Origin of the sequence: Bacillus sp. HU-1818 (genome assembly GCF_022695965.1) — a bacterium.
Classification (GTDB): domain Bacteria; phylum Bacillota; class Bacilli; order Bacillales; family Bacillaceae; genus Bacillus; species Bacillus atrophaeus.
The window spans coordinates 953,529-969,594 of record NZ_JAAPBE010000002.1 but is presented as its reverse complement, the minus strand read 5'-3'; the positions used below and the strand labels follow the sequence as shown (position 1 = coordinate 969,594).

The following is a 16,066-nucleotide window of genomic DNA, read 5'->3' as shown; positions in this document are numbered from 1 at the left end:
TCCCACACTTTTTCCATTGAAAACTTGATCAGGACAACCATCAGCATGACTGCCAGATCAGCACGAACCAAATTATACTGGGGGGTTATATCTTGAATAAACGCAAAATCGGCTTGGCGATGTCACTTGTGGTCGCAGCAGGCGCCATTTTAGGGGCATGCGGGAACAGCGAGAAAAGCAGCGGCTCCGGCGGGGACAAAAACAAATTCAGCGTGGCGATGGTAACAGACACCGGCGGAGTGGATGACAAATCCTTTAACCAATCAGCTTGGGAAGGCATTCAAGCTTTCGGTAAAGATAACGGGCTGAAAAAAGGCAAAAACGGATACACCTACCTTCAATCAAAATCTGATGCAGATTATACAACGAACTTAAATAAATTGGCCCGTGAAAAATTCGATCTGATCTACGGCGTCGGCTATTTGATGGAAGATTCCATCAGTGAAATCGCCGATCAGCGCAAAGATACGAATTTCGCGATCATTGATGCTGTAGTGGATAAAAACAATGTGGCGAGCCTTACATTTAATGAGCATGAGGGCTCTTTCCTCGTCGGTGCTGCCGCAGCGCTGTCCAGTAAAACAGGAAAAATCGGATTTGTAGGCGGAATGGAATCTGAATTAATTAAAAAATTCGAAATCGGGTTCCGTGCGGGTGTACAAGCTGCCGATCCTAAAGCGACAGTTGAAGTAAAGTACGCCGGAGCTTTTGATAAAGCCGAAGTCGGTAAAGCCACAGCGGAAAGCATGTACAAATCTGGCGTTGACGTCATCTATCACGCGGCAGGCGCGACGGGAACCGGAGTCTTCACAGAAGCGAAAAACCTAAAAAAAGAAGATCCTAAACGCGACGTCTGGGTCATCGGCGTTGACAAAGACCAATACGCAGAAGGCCAAGTGGAAGGAACCGATGATAATGTCACACTGACCTCCATGGTGAAAAAGGTTGATAAAGCTGTTGAAGACTTAACGAAAAAAGCGAGTGAAGGCGACTTCCCAGGCGGAAAAACCATCACATACGGATTAGACCAAGATGCGGTGGGCATCTCATCCTCTGACCAGAACCTGTCTGACGATGTCAAAAAATCAGTTGATGAATGGAAACAAAAAATTATCGACGGTCTAAAAGTTCCGTCAACCGATAAGGAACTTAAAAACTTCAAAGCTGAATAAGAACCCAGGGGATAAGGAGAAACGAACCCTTATCCCCTGTTTTACTGACAGAGCGGTAAAGGAAAAGCTGCACTTTCTCCTTTGCAGCTTTTCTTTTGCCAGACTCTTTCTAAAAAGCATCTCTACATAAAAGGAGCGGTCAAACCTGTGGAATATATTATTGAAATGCTCAATATACGCAAGGAATTTCCCGGAATCGTCGCCAATGACAACATTACTCTCCAAGTCGGAAAAGGCGAAATTCATGCGCTGCTCGGCGAAAACGGAGCGGGAAAATCAACCCTTATGAATGTTCTGTTCGGCCTCTATCAGCCTGAAAAAGGCGAAATACGGGTTCGCGGGGAGCGCGTCCACATTAACAGCCCAAACAAGGCGAATGAACTTGGAATCGGAATGGTGCATCAGCATTTTATGCTCGTTGATACGTTTACGGTCGCCGAAAATATCATTCTCGGCAAGGAGCCAAAAAAGCTTGGCCGGATAGACCGGAAGCGAGCTTCCGAAGAGGTACAGGAGATATCTGACAAATACGGCCTTCAAATTAATCCGGAAGCCAAGGTATCCGATATTTCAGTCGGAATGCAACAGCGTGCAGAAATATTAAAAACCCTGTATCGCGGAGCCGACATTCTGATTTTCGATGAGCCGACTGCTGTTTTGACGCCTCAGGAGATTAAAGAGCTGATTCAAATTATGAAAAACTTGGTGAGTGAAGGAAAATCCATTATTCTCATCACCCATAAATTAAAAGAAATCATGGAGGTTTGTGATTGCGTCACCATCATCCGAAAAGGACAAGGCATCAAAACACTTGATGTACAAAATACCACCAAAGATGAGCTGGCCAGCCTGATGGTCGGACGGGACGTCTCGTTCACAACCGAAAAAAAAGCCGCCCGGCAAAAGGGGGAAGTCCTCACACTTGATGCGGTTACTGTAAAAGATATTCGCGGAGTGGAAGCGGTCAGAAAGCTGTCCCTTTCTGTAAGGGCGGGTGAAATCGTCGGTATAGCCGGCGTTGACGGCAACGGGCAGACCGAGTTAATCGAAGCGATCACAGGCCTTAGAAAAACGGAATCTGGAACAATCTCCTTAAACGGAAAGCAAATTCAAAACTTGAAGCCAAGAAAGGTGACAGAATCAGGCGTCGGTCATATCCCGCAGGACCGCCATAAACACGGGCTCGTGCTTGATTTCCCGATCGGAGAAAATATTGCCCTTCAAAGCTATTACCATAAACCTTTTTCGGCGTTCGGCGTTTTAAATAAAAGCGAGATTTATAAAAAAGCGAACAGCCTGATAAAAGAATACGATGTCAGGACGCCTGATGAATATACACATGCGCGGGCTTTATCAGGCGGAAACCAGCAAAAAGCCATTATCGGCCGCGAAGTGGACAGGAACCCGGATTTGTTAATCGCCGCTCAGCCAACACGCGGGCTTGATGTCGGGGCCATTGAATTTGTCCATAAAAAGCTGATTGAACAGCGCGACGCTGGAAAAGCCGTTCTCCTTCTTTCTTTTGAACTGGATGAAATCATCAATCTAAGTGACAGCATTGCCGTCATATTTGAAGGCAGCATTATCGCAAATGTAAATCCGCAAGAAACAACGGAGCAGGAGCTCGGCCTCTTGATGGCAGGAAGTACGCACAAGGAAGCGGGGAAAGCAAATGTATAAACGTCTCTCTCATTTACTCATTCCGCTGATCGCCATTATTCTCGGGCTGTCAGCCGGGGCAGTGATTATGCTTGCCAGCGGCTACAGCGTTGTCAGCGGATATTCCGCCTTGTGGAATGGGATATTCGGCGAAATTTACTATATCGGCGAAACGGTGCGCCAGGTTACACCGTATATTTTATCCGGCTTGGCTGTAGCCTTCGCATTCAGAACCGGTCTTTTTAATATCGGTGTTGAGGGGCAGCTCCTTGTCGGATGGACGGCTGCCGTGTGGGTCGGAACGGCATTTGACGGCCCGGCGTATATTCACCTGCCGCTTGCTCTGATTACAGCAGCTGCCGCCGGCGGTTTATGGGGTTTCATTCCCGGATTTTTAAAAGCGCGCTTCTACGTTCATGAGGTAATCGTCACCATTATGATGAATTATATTGCGCTGCATGTGACTAATTATTTGATCTCAAATGTGATGACAGACAATCAGGATAAAACAGAGAAAATCCATGAATCGGCCTCCCTCCGCTCTCCTTTTTTTGAGCAGATTACCGATTTTTCGCGCCTTCACTGGGGGATTCTTGTCGCGCTTCTTGCGGCTGTTTTGATGTGGTTTATCATCAATAAAACAACCAAAGGATTTGAGCTTCGGGCAGTCGGCTTCAACCAGCACGCTTCTCAATATGCCGGAATGAGCGTGCGTAAAAATATCATGACCTCGATGCTGATATCCGGAGGTTTTGCGGGCCTTGCCGGCGCTATGGAAGGTCTCGGAACTTTTGGTTACGCCGGAGTGAAAGGGGCATTTACAGGCGTAGGATTTGACGGAATCGCCGTGGCTCTTCTTGGAGGAAACACAGCCTTAGGCGTTGTGCTTGCGGCTTGTCTGTTAGGCGGGCTGAAGGTCGGCGCTTTAAACATGCCGATTGAATCGGGTGTGCCGACAGAAGTTGTCGACATCGTAATCGCCATTATTATTTTATTTGTTGCGTCCAGCTATGCCATCCGTTTGATGCTGGAGAAATTGAAGAAAAAGGGGGCAAAATAAGTGGACTTCCTGCAAATTTTATCAATCATTGTCCCGGCCACGCTTGTGTATGCAGCCCCGCTCATTTTAACGGCGCTCGGAGGTGTCTTTTCCGAGAGATCAGGCGTAGTAAATATCGGCCTTGAAGGGCTGATGATCATCGGCGCCTTCACCAGTGTCTTATTCAACTTATTTTTTGGACATGATCTCGGGGCAGCCGCACCTTGGCTCTCGCTTTTAGCGGCTATGATTGCCGGCGCGCTGTTTTCTATCATTCACGCAGTCGCCGCGATTTCATTTCGGGCGGATCAAACCGTCACAGGGGTAGCGATTAATATGCTCGCATTAGGGGCCACTTTATTTATCGTAAAGCTTATCTACGGAAAAGCGCAAACCGATAAAATCCCCGAACCCTTTTATAAAACGAATATTCCGGGTTTAAGCGATATTCCCGTGTTAGGAAAGATTTTCTTTTCAGATGTGTATTATACATCTATCCTCGCCATCGCGCTGGCCTTTGTTTCTTGGTTTATTCTGTTCAAAACACCATTCGGCCTTCGCATCCGGTCAGTCGGCGAGCATCCGCTGGCGGCTGATACTATGGGGATCAATGTATATAAAATGAGGTATATCGGCGTCATGCTAAGCGGACTGCTAGGCGGTCTCGGCGGCGGCGTGTATGCTTCTACAATCGCACTTGATTTTACCCACTCCACCATTTCCGGCCAAGGTTTCATCGCGCTCGCCGCACTTGTTTTCGGAAAATGGCATCCAATCGGAGCGCTCGGCGCGGCATTGTTTTTCGGTTTTGCGCAAAGCTTAAGCATCATCGGCTCGCTGCTTCCGCTTTTCAAAGACATACCGAACGTATATATGCTGATTGCCCCTTATGTATTAACCATTCTCGCACTGACCGGTTTTATCGGCCGTGCGGATGCGCCGAAAGCTAACGGCATCCCTTATATTAAAGGAAAACGTTAACTCACCCTCCCCCGGAAGTATGTTCCTGGGGGTTTTTTACTATGTCAATATACCCTGTTAATTTAGTTATTTATTGATTTTTTAATTTAAAAAAATATTAATTGTTAACGCTTTCTTTTACACTGTAACAAAAGACATGGGGGTGTATGACAATGGGAGCTGTCAATAAAACAGAGGTGGTTTCACCTGATGTACCACAAAAGAAAAACCTGTTTCAAAAAATATGGACATGGGAAATTGGTGTGATACCTCTGCCATTATATACAGTTTTAGCAGTTATTATTATTCTTTCAGCTTATTACAATGAGCTGCCGGCAAACATGCTTGGCGGATTTGCCATCATCATGATACTGGGTGTTTTTCTCGGAGATATCGGCCAGCGCATTCCGATTTTAAAAGATATCGGCGGACCGGCTATTTTGTCTCTGTTTGTCCCTTCTTTTTTGGTGTTTTTTAAAGTGTTAAACCCCGCCTCTTTAGACGCGGTTACGAATTTAATGAAAACATCGAATTTCCTTTATTTCTATATTGCTTGTCTTGTTGTAGGAAGTATCCTCGGCATGAACCGAATTGTATTGATCCAGGGATTTATCAGAATGTTCGTCCCTTTGGTCGCTGGTACGCTTGCTGCGGTGGCTGCGGGTGTGCTTGTCGGTTTGATTTTTGGCTACAGCGTGTACGACTCCTTTTTCTTTGTGATCGTTCCGATTATTGCCGGGGGAATAGGTGAAGGAATTTTACCTCTCTCGCTTGCGTACTCGCAAATCTTGGGTTCTTCAGCCGACGTATACGTGTCTCAGCTTGTGCCGGCTGCGATCATCGGGAACGTTGTCGCCATCATCTGTGCAGCTTTGATGAAAAAATTAGGCGAAAAACGGCCTGAGCTTAACGGCAACGGACGCCTCGTGAAATCAAAGCAAGCAAATGATATCTTCAACCAGAAGGAAGTTGAAGCAAAAATTGATTTTAAACTAATGGGCGCCGGTGTTCTGCTTGCCTGTACGTTCTTTATCTTCGGAGGATTATTAGAAAAATTCATTTTCATTCCCGGTGCGATTTTAATGATCATTTCGGCAGCGGCAGTGAAATATGCGAATATCCTGCCGAAAAAGATGGAAGATGGAGCTTATCAGCTTTACAAATTTATTTCTTCAAGCTTTACATGGCCTCTTATGGTAGGTCTCGGTATTTTGTTTATTCCGTTAGATGACGTGGCGTCTGTCATTTCGATTCCATTTGTTATCATCTGTATCTCAGTAGTCGTTGCCATGATTACATCGGGATATTTTGTGGGCAAGCTGATGAACATGTATCCTGTCGAATCTGCAATTGTCACCTGCTGTCACAGCGGACTCGGCGGAACAGGAGATGTCGCGATTTTGTCCGCTTCAGGAAGAATGGGCCTTATGCCTTTCGCTCAAATCTCAACCCGTCTCGGCGGAGCGGGAACAGTCATTTCAGCAACGATCTTACTGCGATTTTTCACTTCATAATATACCGGAAAAGAGTTCTGCCCTTGCGGCAGAACTCTTTTTTATCGTGTGACAATCCTCATATACTCCCGCGGCTCGAATGGAATATGCTGAGATTCCGTTTCTTTTATCTCATCTGTCAGATGCTCTGCAAGAAAAAAATGTTCCCATTCATCCACACTTACGGATGAGCGTCGACCTTCATATTTATTCACGATGAATGTTCCCGCTGTTATCGTACAAAATAAGACAGAACATACGGCGGCTTTTCTTCTCATCTTATCAGCTCCCTGTTAACAGCATGAGCCAGGGACAAATTGAATATACAAACAGATTGATTTTTGTTAAACTTAATTTGAGTTCAAAGGACCTTATAAACCTCATTTTCCCGCATTGCATCATGACATCCGTATAAAATGTGCGTTATAATTTGGACTGGGTCGTTTGACTGTTTATTCTTACGGTTTATTTATACATAGAGCCATACGCCAATCGAGAAAGACAGAAGGAGGTCTTATTTTTTGCAGCTATTACATTTCGCTATTTTATCGCCTTTTTTATTCGCTTTTTTCATTCCCTTTTTTGCAAAATATGCAAAAAAAATTCATACCGGCTGGTTTGTATTAGCCCTTCCGGTTTTGCTGTTTATATACTTTATTCGTATGCTCAGCATTACGATGGCTGGAGAGACAGTCAGGTCCGTATTAGAATGGATTCCGTCATTAGGCATTAACTTTACCGTTTATATAGACGGTCTCGGTTTGCTGTTCGCCTTATTGATCACAGGGATCGGAGCTTTGGTAGTACTGTACAGCATTTTTTACTTATCAAAGGAAAAGGAACAGCTCGGCCCTTTTTATGTCTACTTATTGATGTTTATGGGTGCCATGCTCGGCGTTGTTTTGGTAGACAATGTAATGGTCCTTTATATGTTCTGGGAGCTGACTAGCCTGTCATCGTTTTTATTGATCGGGTATTGGTACAAACGGGAAAAGTCACGCTACGGGGCAACGAAATCATTGCTGATTACTGTATTTGGCGGACTTTGTATGCTTGGGGGCTTTATCCTTCTGTATATCATTACAGATTCCTTCAGTATCAGAGAAATGATTAACCAGGTTCACTTGATTGCGGGTCATGATTTCTTTATTCCTGCGATGATTCTGATTCTATTAGGGGCATTTACCAAATCAGCACAGTTTCCATTTTACATCTGGCTGCCGGATGCCATGGAAGCGCCAACCCCTGTCAGCGCCTATCTTCATTCCGCTACTATGGTAAAGGCGGGCATTTATATCATTGCAAGATTCAGTCCTGTTTTCGCCTTTTCTTCTGAGTGGTTTTGGATTGTGTCTCTTACCGGAATTATTACCATGGTATGGGGTTCGTTCCATGCTGTGAAACAAACTGATTTAAAATCGATTTTGGCCTTTTCCACAGTCAGCCAGCTTGGAATGGTCGTGGCCATGCTCGGGGCCGGTGCAGCCGCTCTGCATTATGACAACACAGAGTACTATACGGTCGCAACAATGGCCGCAATCTTTCATTTGATCAACCATGCCACATTTAAAGGAAGTTTATTTATGGCAGCCGGGATCATTGATCATGAAACGGGTACAAGAGATATACGCAGGCTGGGCGGTCTGATGGCCATTATGCCGATCACCTTCACCATTTCTCTGATCGGAACGTTCTCAATGGCCGGCCTTCCGCCTTTTAACGGGTTCTTGAGTAAAGAAATGTTTTTTACAAGTATGCTACGGGTAACTCATGTTGACTTATTTAATGTCCAGACGTGGGGAGTGCTTTTCCCTGTACTCGCTTGGATCGGAAGTGTCTTTACATTTATCTACAGCATGAAACTGCTGTTTCAAACGTTCAGGGGCACCTATCAGCCCGACAAGCTTGAGAAAAAAGCACATGAGGCTCCAATCGGCATGCTGATTTCACCCGTTATTCTTGTCGCATTTGCGGTGAGCCTGTTCTTCTTTCCGAATATATTGTCCTACAGCCTGATAGAGCCGGCGGTGAGTTCGATTTATCCGACTCTCCTGGACAGCCATGAAAAATTTCATGTTCATATCTCGCAATGGCATGGATTTACTGCCGAGGTATTTATGACACTAGGCATTATTGTCATCGGAACGGCCGGATACTTGACCTTATCGAAGTGGAAAGGCATTTATAAGCTATTTCCAGAAAAGCTCACGCTGAACCGGCTTTACGACAAGCTGACAATCGGGATGGAAAAAGGGTCGTATCAAGTGACAAAACGGTATATGACCGGATTTTTAAGAGATTATTTGCTGTATGTATTTGCGGCTTTTATCATTCTGATGGGGTCCGCTCTCGTCTTTAAAGGCGGATTTTCGTTTTCGGCAGAAGGAACTGCAAAAATCGGGTTATATGAAATCATTCTTTCAGTTGTCATGATCAGTGCAACCGCGGCGACTGTATTCGCCAAATCAAGATTAACTGCCATTATTTCGCTCGGGGTCGTCGGTTATACCCTTGCACTGTTTTTTGTGATTTTCAGAGCGCCGGATTTAGCATTGACGCAGCTTGTCATCGAAACGATTTCTGTTGCGCTGTTTCTTCTTTGCTTCTATCATTTGCCGAAACTCCGATGGAAAAAGAAAACAAGAACGTTCCGCCTGAACAATTTTATCATCAGCTTAGGAGTCGGCATCATCGTCACTCTGCTCGGCATCGCATCTTCAAGCCAGCGGACAAAAGACAGCATCGCTTCCTTTTTCACAGAACACAGCCATGATCTTGGCGGAGGAGACAATGTAGTCAATGTCATCCTGGTTGATTTCAGGGGCTTTGATACGATGTTCGAAATTACGGTATTGACGATAGCCGCTCTCGGCATCTACGGCATGATCAAAACAAAAGTGAATGAGGAGGGGAAAAGCGTTGAACCAAGAGAAGACAAATGACATGATATTGCAAACCGTAACAAAACTCGTATCCTTTATTATTTTGCTTTTCTCTTTCTATTTGTTTTTATCAGGGCATAATGCGCCTGGCGGAGGATTTGTCGGCGGGCTGATTACCTCGTCTTCTATCGTCCTTTTACTCTTGGCCTACGATTTAAAAACAGTGAAGGCCATTTTGCCGGTAAACTTCATTTATGTGGCGGGTACGGGACTTCTCATCGCGATTTTAACAGGTGCGGGGGCTTTCGTTTTCGGCGCCCCTTTCCTCTCCCATACGTTCGGGTATTTTCATTTGCCGTTTCTCGGCAAAACTGAACTTGCGACAGCCACGCTGTTTGATTTAGGTGTTTATCTTGTTGTTGTCGGTGTGACGATGACCATTATTCAGACGATTGGAGAGGAAGAATAATGGAAATCTTAATGGCTGTAATTGCCGGAATTATATTTATGGCGGCAACCTATTTGCTGCTCTCTAAAAGCCTGCTCCGGGTGATTATCGGAACGGCGCTTTTGAGCCATGGCGTACACTTGCTGCTTCTTACCATGGGCGGCTTAAAGAAAGGCGCTCCGCCGGTTTTAAGCGAGCATGCGAAGGCATTTGTTGATCCGCTTCCGCAAGCCTTGATTTTGACGGCTATCGTCATTTCATTCGGCGTTACCTCCTTTATCCTCGTTATGGCCTTTCGCGCCTATCAGGAATTGCATACAGATGATATGGATCAAATGAGGGGAAATGATCAACATGAATAATTTTGTTATTTTACCAATTCTTATTCCGCTGCTGGCGGCAGTAGCGCTGATTTTTATGAACAAGCGCATTATGCTCACACGGGTCTTCAGCGCAGCGGCTTCTGTTCTTGCGATTGTCATCAGCGCAATCCTCGTTCAGACCGTTTTTACAAAAGGGGTTCAAACCCTGAATCTCGGCGGCTGGAAAGCGCCTTACGGCATTGTGCTTGCCGCAGACCAGTTTGCCAGCCTGCTTGTTTTAACAACAGCCGTCATCGGCCTGTTGATTGTCCTCTATTCATACCGTTCAATCGGTGAAAAACGGGAGCGCTCATTCTATTATTCCGGTGTGCAATTTTTGCTTGCCGGTGTCAGCGGGGCGTTTTTAACAGGCGATTTATTTAACATGTATGTATTTTTTGAGCTTTTGCTTATTGCATCCTATATGCTGATCGTTCTCGGAGGAACAAAGATCCAGCTTAGAGAATCGTTAAAGTATATTGTGTTTAATATTGTGTCATCCGCACTTTTCGTCATCGGTGTCGGTTTTCTGTACGCTGTGACAGGGACGTTAAATATGGCGGATCTGAGTGTAAAAATCAGTGAATCGGGCCAAACGGGGCTGATTACTGTGATCGGTGTTCTTTTTCTCATCGTGTTTGCCCTCAAAGGCGGGATCTTCCCCTTCTATTTTTGGCTGCCGGGGTCTTATTATGCGCCTCCGACCGCGATTGCCGCTTTGTTCGGCGCTTTGCTGACAAAGGTCGGCTTATATGCCATTACGAGGGTATTTACGCTCATTTTCATCCACGACACCCCATTTACCCATCAGTTAATGATGTGGCTTGCGGCTCTTACGATTTTATTCGGGGTCATCGGCTCAATCGCCTATTCTGATGTGATGAAAATTGTCATTTATAATATTATTACGGCGGTTGGCGTCATTTTATTTGGGATTGCAGTCAATACACCCGCTTCAATTCAAGGGGCGATTTACTACTTAATCCACGATATGTTGATTAAAGGCGCGTTATTTATGCTGGCGGGCACGCTGATCACCCTGACAGGCACGGCCAGCCTTCATAAAATGAGCGGACTGATTAAGAGGTATCCTGTTCTCGGGTGGATGTTTTTAATATCCGCTGTCTCTCTCGCGGGAATCCCGCCGTTCAGCGGGTTTGTCGGTAAGTTTAAAATTGCGGAAGGCGGTTTTGCCCAAGGGGAATTTGTGATATCCATACTGGTCTTATTGTCCAGCCTGCTCGTTCTGTACTCGGTCCTGAAAATCTTCATGTATGCTTTTTGGGGAGAAGAAAAAGAAACGCCAAATCAGGAAAAACGAACAGCAAAGGGACTGCTTTATCCGGCAGCGGTATTCCTCTTATTGTCCCTTCTTTTCGGACTCGGAACAGAGTATGTGTCACCTTACGTCAACCAGGCGGCAGAAACATTACTGAATCCGGAAAAATATATTGAAGCTGTTTTGAAGGAGTAGATGGCATGGCTTTTCAACTTTTATTAAATATTTTTCTCGCTTTTTGCTGGATGCTGCTAAGTAATGATGCGAGCGCCGTCAGCTTCGTAACGGGGTTTGTGTTAGGCATGGTGTCGCTCTTTTTCTTCAGGCGGTTCTTTGCCCACCCATTCTACCTGTGGAAGCTGTGGGCTGTCATCAAACTCGTTCTGATATTCATAAAAGAATTGTACCTTGCCAATGTCAGTGTGTTAAAAGCGATTATAAAGCCGAAACTCAACATACGGCCTGGGATTTTCGCGTTTAAAACTGAGTTAACGGAGGATTGGGAGATCACTTTGCTTTCTCTGCTTATTACCTTAACCCCGGGTACACTTGTGATGGATATTTCCGATGATGGAGACATTCTTTATATCCATGCGATGGATATCGAAGATGCTGAAAAAGCGATACACGACATCCGCCTTTCTTTTGAAAAAGCAATTCAGGAGGTGAGCCGCTGATGCTTACTGTCATTCTTCAGATTTCACTCGGCATTATGGCGGTCTCGACTCTTCTTTATGTCATCCGGGTCATCAAAGGGCCGTCTGTGCCAGACCGGGTGGTGGCGCTTGATGCAATCGGCATCAACCTGATTGCCATTACGGCGCTCGTCTCCATTTTACTGCGCACGAGCGTGTTTTTGGATATTATTTTATTATTAGGCATTCTGTCTTTTATCGGAACAATCGCATTTTCTAAATTCTTAGAAAAAGGGGAGGTTATCGAAAATGATCGCGATCGCTGAATGGATTGTGGCCATCCTTGTTCTTATGGGATCTCTCATCTGTCTTGTCGCTTCCTTCGGGACGCTCCGGCTGCCGGATATGTATACGCGGTCCCATGCCGCTTCAAAAGGATCAACACTCGGCGTGAATGTGATTTTGCTCGGTGTATTTTTCTTTTTGTGGTTTATAACGGGAGAAATATCGATTAAAATTCTGCTCGGCATTTTATTCATCTTTATCACAGCGCCTGTCGGCGGACACTTAATCTGCCGTGCCGCGTATAGTGCGGGCGTCAAGCTGGATAAAAGAAGTGTGCAGGATGATTACGAGGGGATCAGGAACTTTGTCATTAAACGAAAAGAGGATTCATACTTATAAAAGTGAGCAGCCGGACTGGCAGAGTTCCGGCTGTTTTTCTATTTCGTAATGACAGCCATCGTGCATCGGGAGGTACAAATGAGTCTCTCCTCGTCATCATAAATGTTGATGACGTACACAATTGTCGTTCTGCCTTTATGAACGGGCTCAGCTATCGCTTTCACCGTTCCTTTGTTTACAGCTTTCAAATGATTCGCATTAATCTCCAGACCCACACATGCCTGAGTCTCTTGGTCGATCAAGTGCTGCGCTCCCACGCTTGCCGCTGTTTCCGCCAGAGCGGCTGACGCACCTCCATGCAGGTAGCCAAACGGCTGCACCGTACGATGGTCAACGGGCATTACGCAAACACACCTTTCCGCCGTGCTCTCCGTAATCTCAATGCCCAGCGCTTCAAGCAATGTATGTTTCATATCCATTACGTTAACTCCCTTTTTTAAAGTACGCCATCCGATTTTGCGATCAGCACCGCTTCCGTCCGGGAACCAACATTCAGTTTGTTGAAAATGGACGTCAGGCTGTATTCAATCGAACGCTTGCTCAGATGGAGCGCGTCAGCTATTTCCTGATTGGTAAATCCCTTTTCCACCTCTTGAAGAATGAGGCATTCTCTTGGCGTCAGAACATCTTGATCATTTTGCGAAGCGGCAGCCGGTTTTGTTTTTTGATGAGTGACCAACTGTTTAAAATAAGAAAAATCCACTAAGATTTCATCATTGAGCACATGATATATGTATTGCGTAATCTTTTCTTTTGATTCGGTTTTGCTGATCGCGCCGTGCAGCCCCGCACGAATGGCCTCCTCAAAATAATCCTCCACTTCATAGCCGGTATAAACAATGATTTTGCAGAGAGGATTCTCTTTTAATATCTTTTTAGAAAGCTCCATCCCGTTGATTTCACCTAGATTTAAATCCATTAGGATGAGATCATAAGCTGCAAAATCATGATTGTGAACAAAATGTTCACTGGCATCAGGACTGAGACAATCGACAGAAAGATTTGAATCTGTTTCCAGAATTGTCTTGGTGCCTTCCATGACAGCCGGATGGTCATCAATCACAAGTATCTTTTTCATGTTTTCCTCCCTTTTACTCATTCATTTCCATTTTATAAAAAAGACTTGGCTTGTGCCAAGTCGATTCCGTTATAAATCCATTACAATTCTATTTCAATATCGGCTCGCAATCCATTTCCTACGCTTGTATCGATGCGAAGGTGCCCGTCTAACGCACGAACCCGCTCTTTAATGCCCGAAAGCCCCATACTCATCGATTGTTCATTCAATTTTTCCTTATCAAAGCCAACGCCGTCATCCTCATAATGAAGAACGATTTTATTTTGAAAACTGATCAGCATAATCAGCACCTCGCCGGCTTGGGAATGCTTCATGGCATTTGATAAAAACTCTTGAATAATCCGGTACAAATTCAGCTGAGAATCAAGATCGAGCGATGCCGTAAACCTTCCCGTATTCAGCCGGATATGAAACGGCGCGGTTTCCTGCTGCTGCGCAACAAGCTTTGACAGCGCCTTTACCAATCCCAAATCATACAACAGCTGCGGCCGCAATTCATGGCACGTCTCCCTCGTCATCAAAATCACATCAGACATCTGCTGATTCATTTGCACCAGCTTGTCCTGCACCTCATTCTTACAAGGATCTTCCTTCTTAAAATCAGCAAGAAACAGCTCGCATTGCCTTTTTAAGGAGATCAAATCCTGAAGAACGGAGTCATGGAGGTCACGCGCAAGGTCGGATCGTTGTTTTTCTTCGATAGTGTACATCAGTTTTTTGAGCCAGACTGGGTTTGATTCTTGTTGTTTTATTTCTTCTAAATGACTCATCAGTTCTTCAATTTTCATGACGTTTTCAATCGATACATTTGTATAAAAAGCCAATGTTTTAAGCCAAGAAATTTCTTCAAACGTAAGACGGGGAGTATTCATTTTAGATAAGCAAAGTATAACAAATGATTTACCCCCGCGCTCACCTATCTTCATGACAAAACCGTTATTAAATTCAACGATTTTCCCAATTTCAGATATTACTTTACTAAATTGTTTTTGATAGGTATCATGATATGAATGTAAGTTTACTTCCTCGTATGCTTTTATATTCCCATCAAAAGTAACTTCATATATATGGGCTCGGCTTACAAGTAAAACCTCAAGAATGGTAGTTTTTAGTTCTCCAAATACCTGCGTTACAGAAGATGAGTCTCTAATTAGTTGTGTAAATTTATATACACTGTCTTGATAATTAAACTTTTCAGATACCCTTTTTAATCTAAACCTAAAATCCAGCACTTCTTTATAATAAAAAACTGCAAGCATAATAATGTAAATTAACAAAGTTAGTTTAATATTATAATAATCACTTTCCGGGCTACGAAATAACTCGATTGTAGAAATTAGAATAATTGTTGGAGTCAGAGCTAAAAAACCATAGTATTTTAATCTACTTAAAATAAAATCAATATTATAAATTTTATTTGTCATAAATTGATAAACCAAAGAAAATGGTATAAGCAACATAAATGAAGCAGATAAAAATGAAGACACATAATGCGCATTTAAGAAAACATAAGGTATCAGATATAAACACAAGAACGGCGAAAATGAAAAGATATTAATTATCGCAAGAATTTTTATAATATGTGCTTGTTCAGTATCTTTATTTTTCATTAAAATAATAACGAAATAAATACCTACTATTATGAATAAAATAAAAAACGAAAGTAGATTTAGTTTAGGCACATAATCTCTGAATAAAAGATAAGAACGAAACAGTTCACATACTACATTTATTGCAGGAATCAAATACAAAATAAAAACTTTTTTACTAAATAATATAGTGCCTAACTCTTTAAAATATTGATAAAGAAAGAGAAGATAGTTAAGCGGCACAGATATTAATGTTAATACCATCATACATCTGCTAAGTAAGTCTCCCTTAGTAGATCCTCCCGCACTTATAAATGCAATAGAGGCTGATAATAGAAAAACGATTAATATTAAAGCCGATAGTAAATTCTTTGATTCATTTATTTTCAATATAAATAAACAACAAAATAAACAAACTGCATAAAATATTAATGGTATTAAATAGGTAGAAAAATTCTTATCATTTAATAGAGTCAGCTTAAGCTCAACATTCTTGCCATCTCTCTCCACAATCATTGAGCTCACATTTTTCAGTTTATTCATTTTTATTTCATTTGGATTTATATTGCTATTATTAATACTCTTTACAATATCGCCTTTTTGTATACCGCTGTAATAAGCCATTGTATAATCTTCCACATTCGTAATTACAACGTCACTTTTTTTATTTTTAGAAACAGTTGCTCCAACTAACAAATTATTATTACTAATATAAGTTAAATATATTACATATACCAAGCTCATCAAAACTAACAGAATAGAAATTTTATTATATCTAGCCTTCAT

General features: G+C 43.4%; 16 protein-coding genes. 12 read left to right on the top strand and 4 right to left on the bottom strand.

Annotated features, from left to right (window positions below; translation table 11 throughout):
* The first annotated feature begins 92 nt into the window (after nucleotides 1-92).
* The 5 genes from GXP75_RS10205 to GXP75_RS10185 all read left to right on the top strand — a co-directional run bounded on the left by GXP75_RS10205 (nucleotide 93) and on the right by GXP75_RS10185 (nucleotide 6,344).
* Nucleotides 93-1,172, top strand: coding sequence for a BMP family lipoprotein (locus tag GXP75_RS10205; protein WP_214919123.1), 1,080 nt, complete (start codon nucleotides 93-95; stop codon nucleotides 1,170-1,172).
* A 147-nt stretch (nucleotides 1,173-1,319) separates the two neighbouring features.
* Nucleotides 1,320-2,852 carry an ABC transporter ATP-binding protein gene (locus GXP75_RS10200; RefSeq protein ID WP_242556718.1) on the top strand — a complete coding sequence of 511 codons (1,533 nt, stop codon included), beginning with the start codon at nucleotides 1,320-1,322 and terminating at the stop codon, nucleotides 2,850-2,852.
* Complete coding sequence (locus GXP75_RS10195; protein ID WP_214919121.1) at nucleotides 2,845-3,891, top strand: ABC transporter permease; 1,047 nt, start codon at nucleotides 2,845-2,847, stop codon at nucleotides 3,889-3,891. Before GXP75_RS10200 ends, GXP75_RS10195 begins: the two co-directional genes overlap by 8 nt.
* The gene (nupQ, locus tag GXP75_RS10190) at nucleotides 3,892-4,851 is read left to right on the top strand and encodes a guanosine ABC transporter permease NupQ (RefSeq protein ID WP_214919120.1); all 960 of its coding nucleotides are present in this window, start codon (nucleotides 3,892-3,894) and stop codon (nucleotides 4,849-4,851) included. It abuts the gene before it with no gap.
* A 152-nt stretch (nucleotides 4,852-5,003) separates the two neighbouring features.
* Nucleotides 5,004-6,344 carry a 2-hydroxycarboxylate transporter family protein gene (locus GXP75_RS10185; protein WP_010789780.1) on the top strand — a complete coding sequence of 447 codons (1,341 nt, stop codon included), beginning with the start codon at nucleotides 5,004-5,006 and terminating at the stop codon, nucleotides 6,342-6,344.
* Nucleotides 6,345-6,385: 41 nt separating this feature from the next.
* On the opposite strand, the gene GXP75_RS10180 is transcribed toward GXP75_RS10185, so the two are convergent.
* The gene (locus tag GXP75_RS10180; RefSeq protein ID WP_214919119.1) at nucleotides 6,386-6,601 is read right to left on the bottom strand and encodes a hypothetical protein; all 216 of its coding nucleotides are present in this window, start codon (nucleotides 6,599-6,601) and stop codon (nucleotides 6,386-6,388) included.
* Between the two features lie 243 nt (nucleotides 6,602-6,844).
* On the opposite strand from GXP75_RS10180, the gene GXP75_RS10175 reads away from it, so the two are divergent.
* Genes GXP75_RS10175 through mnhG form a run of 7 tightly spaced genes read left to right on the top strand, consistent with a single transcriptional unit; the run spans nucleotide 6,845 to nucleotide 12,613 of the window.
* Nucleotides 6,845-9,265: a Na+/H+ antiporter subunit A gene (locus tag GXP75_RS10175; protein ID WP_242556717.1), complete on the top strand. Its 2,421-nt coding sequence runs from the start codon at nucleotides 6,845-6,847 to the stop codon at nucleotides 9,263-9,265.
* On the top strand, nucleotides 9,243-9,674 hold the full coding sequence (locus GXP75_RS10170) for a Na(+)/H(+) antiporter subunit B (protein WP_003327161.1): 432 nt from the start codon (nucleotides 9,243-9,245) through the stop codon (nucleotides 9,672-9,674). The genes GXP75_RS10175 and GXP75_RS10170 overlap by 23 nt, the downstream gene beginning before the upstream one ends.
* Nucleotides 9,674-10,015 (top strand): Na(+)/H(+) antiporter subunit C, encoded by a 342-nt coding sequence (locus tag GXP75_RS10165; RefSeq protein WP_003327160.1) that lies wholly within the window; start codon nucleotides 9,674-9,676, stop codon nucleotides 10,013-10,015. The genes GXP75_RS10170 and GXP75_RS10165 overlap by 1 nt, the downstream gene beginning before the upstream one ends.
* Nucleotides 10,008-11,489, top strand: coding sequence for a Na+/H+ antiporter subunit D (locus tag GXP75_RS10160; protein ID WP_061570547.1), 1,482 nt, complete (start codon nucleotides 10,008-10,010; stop codon nucleotides 11,487-11,489). The genes GXP75_RS10165 and GXP75_RS10160 overlap by 8 nt, the downstream gene beginning before the upstream one ends.
* Nucleotides 11,490-11,494: 5 nt before the next feature.
* Nucleotides 11,495-11,971 carry a Na+/H+ antiporter subunit E gene (locus tag GXP75_RS10155; RefSeq protein ID WP_214919117.1) on the top strand — a complete coding sequence of 159 codons (477 nt, stop codon included), beginning with the start codon at nucleotides 11,495-11,497 and terminating at the stop codon, nucleotides 11,969-11,971.
* On the top strand, nucleotides 11,971-12,255 hold the full coding sequence (locus tag GXP75_RS10150; RefSeq protein WP_061570549.1) for a Na(+)/H(+) antiporter subunit F1: 285 nt from the start codon (nucleotides 11,971-11,973) through the stop codon (nucleotides 12,253-12,255). The genes GXP75_RS10155 and GXP75_RS10150 overlap by 1 nt, the downstream gene beginning before the upstream one ends.
* Nucleotides 12,239-12,613, top strand: coding sequence for a monovalent cation/H(+) antiporter subunit G (gene mnhG, locus GXP75_RS10145; protein WP_214919116.1), 375 nt, complete (start codon nucleotides 12,239-12,241; stop codon nucleotides 12,611-12,613). The genes GXP75_RS10150 and mnhG overlap by 17 nt, the downstream gene beginning before the upstream one ends.
* 38 nt (nucleotides 12,614-12,651) lie before the next feature.
* Here the strand turns inward: mnhG and GXP75_RS10140 are convergent, their stop codons facing one another.
* The 3 genes from GXP75_RS10140 to GXP75_RS10130 form a co-directional block, all read right to left on the bottom strand.
* Entirely contained in the window at nucleotides 12,652-13,032 is a 381-nt protein-coding gene (locus tag GXP75_RS10140) for a hotdog fold thioesterase (RefSeq protein ID WP_061570551.1), read from the bottom strand.
* Between the two features lie 17 nt (nucleotides 13,033-13,049).
* Nucleotides 13,050-13,691 carry a two-component system response regulator ComA gene (gene comA / locus GXP75_RS10135; RefSeq protein WP_061570552.1) on the bottom strand — a complete coding sequence of 214 codons (642 nt, stop codon included), beginning with the start codon at nucleotides 13,689-13,691 and terminating at the stop codon, nucleotides 13,050-13,052.
* 80 nt (nucleotides 13,692-13,771) lie between these two features.
* Nucleotides 13,772-16,066: a sensor histidine kinase gene (locus GXP75_RS10130; RefSeq protein ID WP_242556716.1), complete on the bottom strand. Its 2,295-nt coding sequence runs from the start codon at nucleotides 16,064-16,066 to the stop codon at nucleotides 13,772-13,774.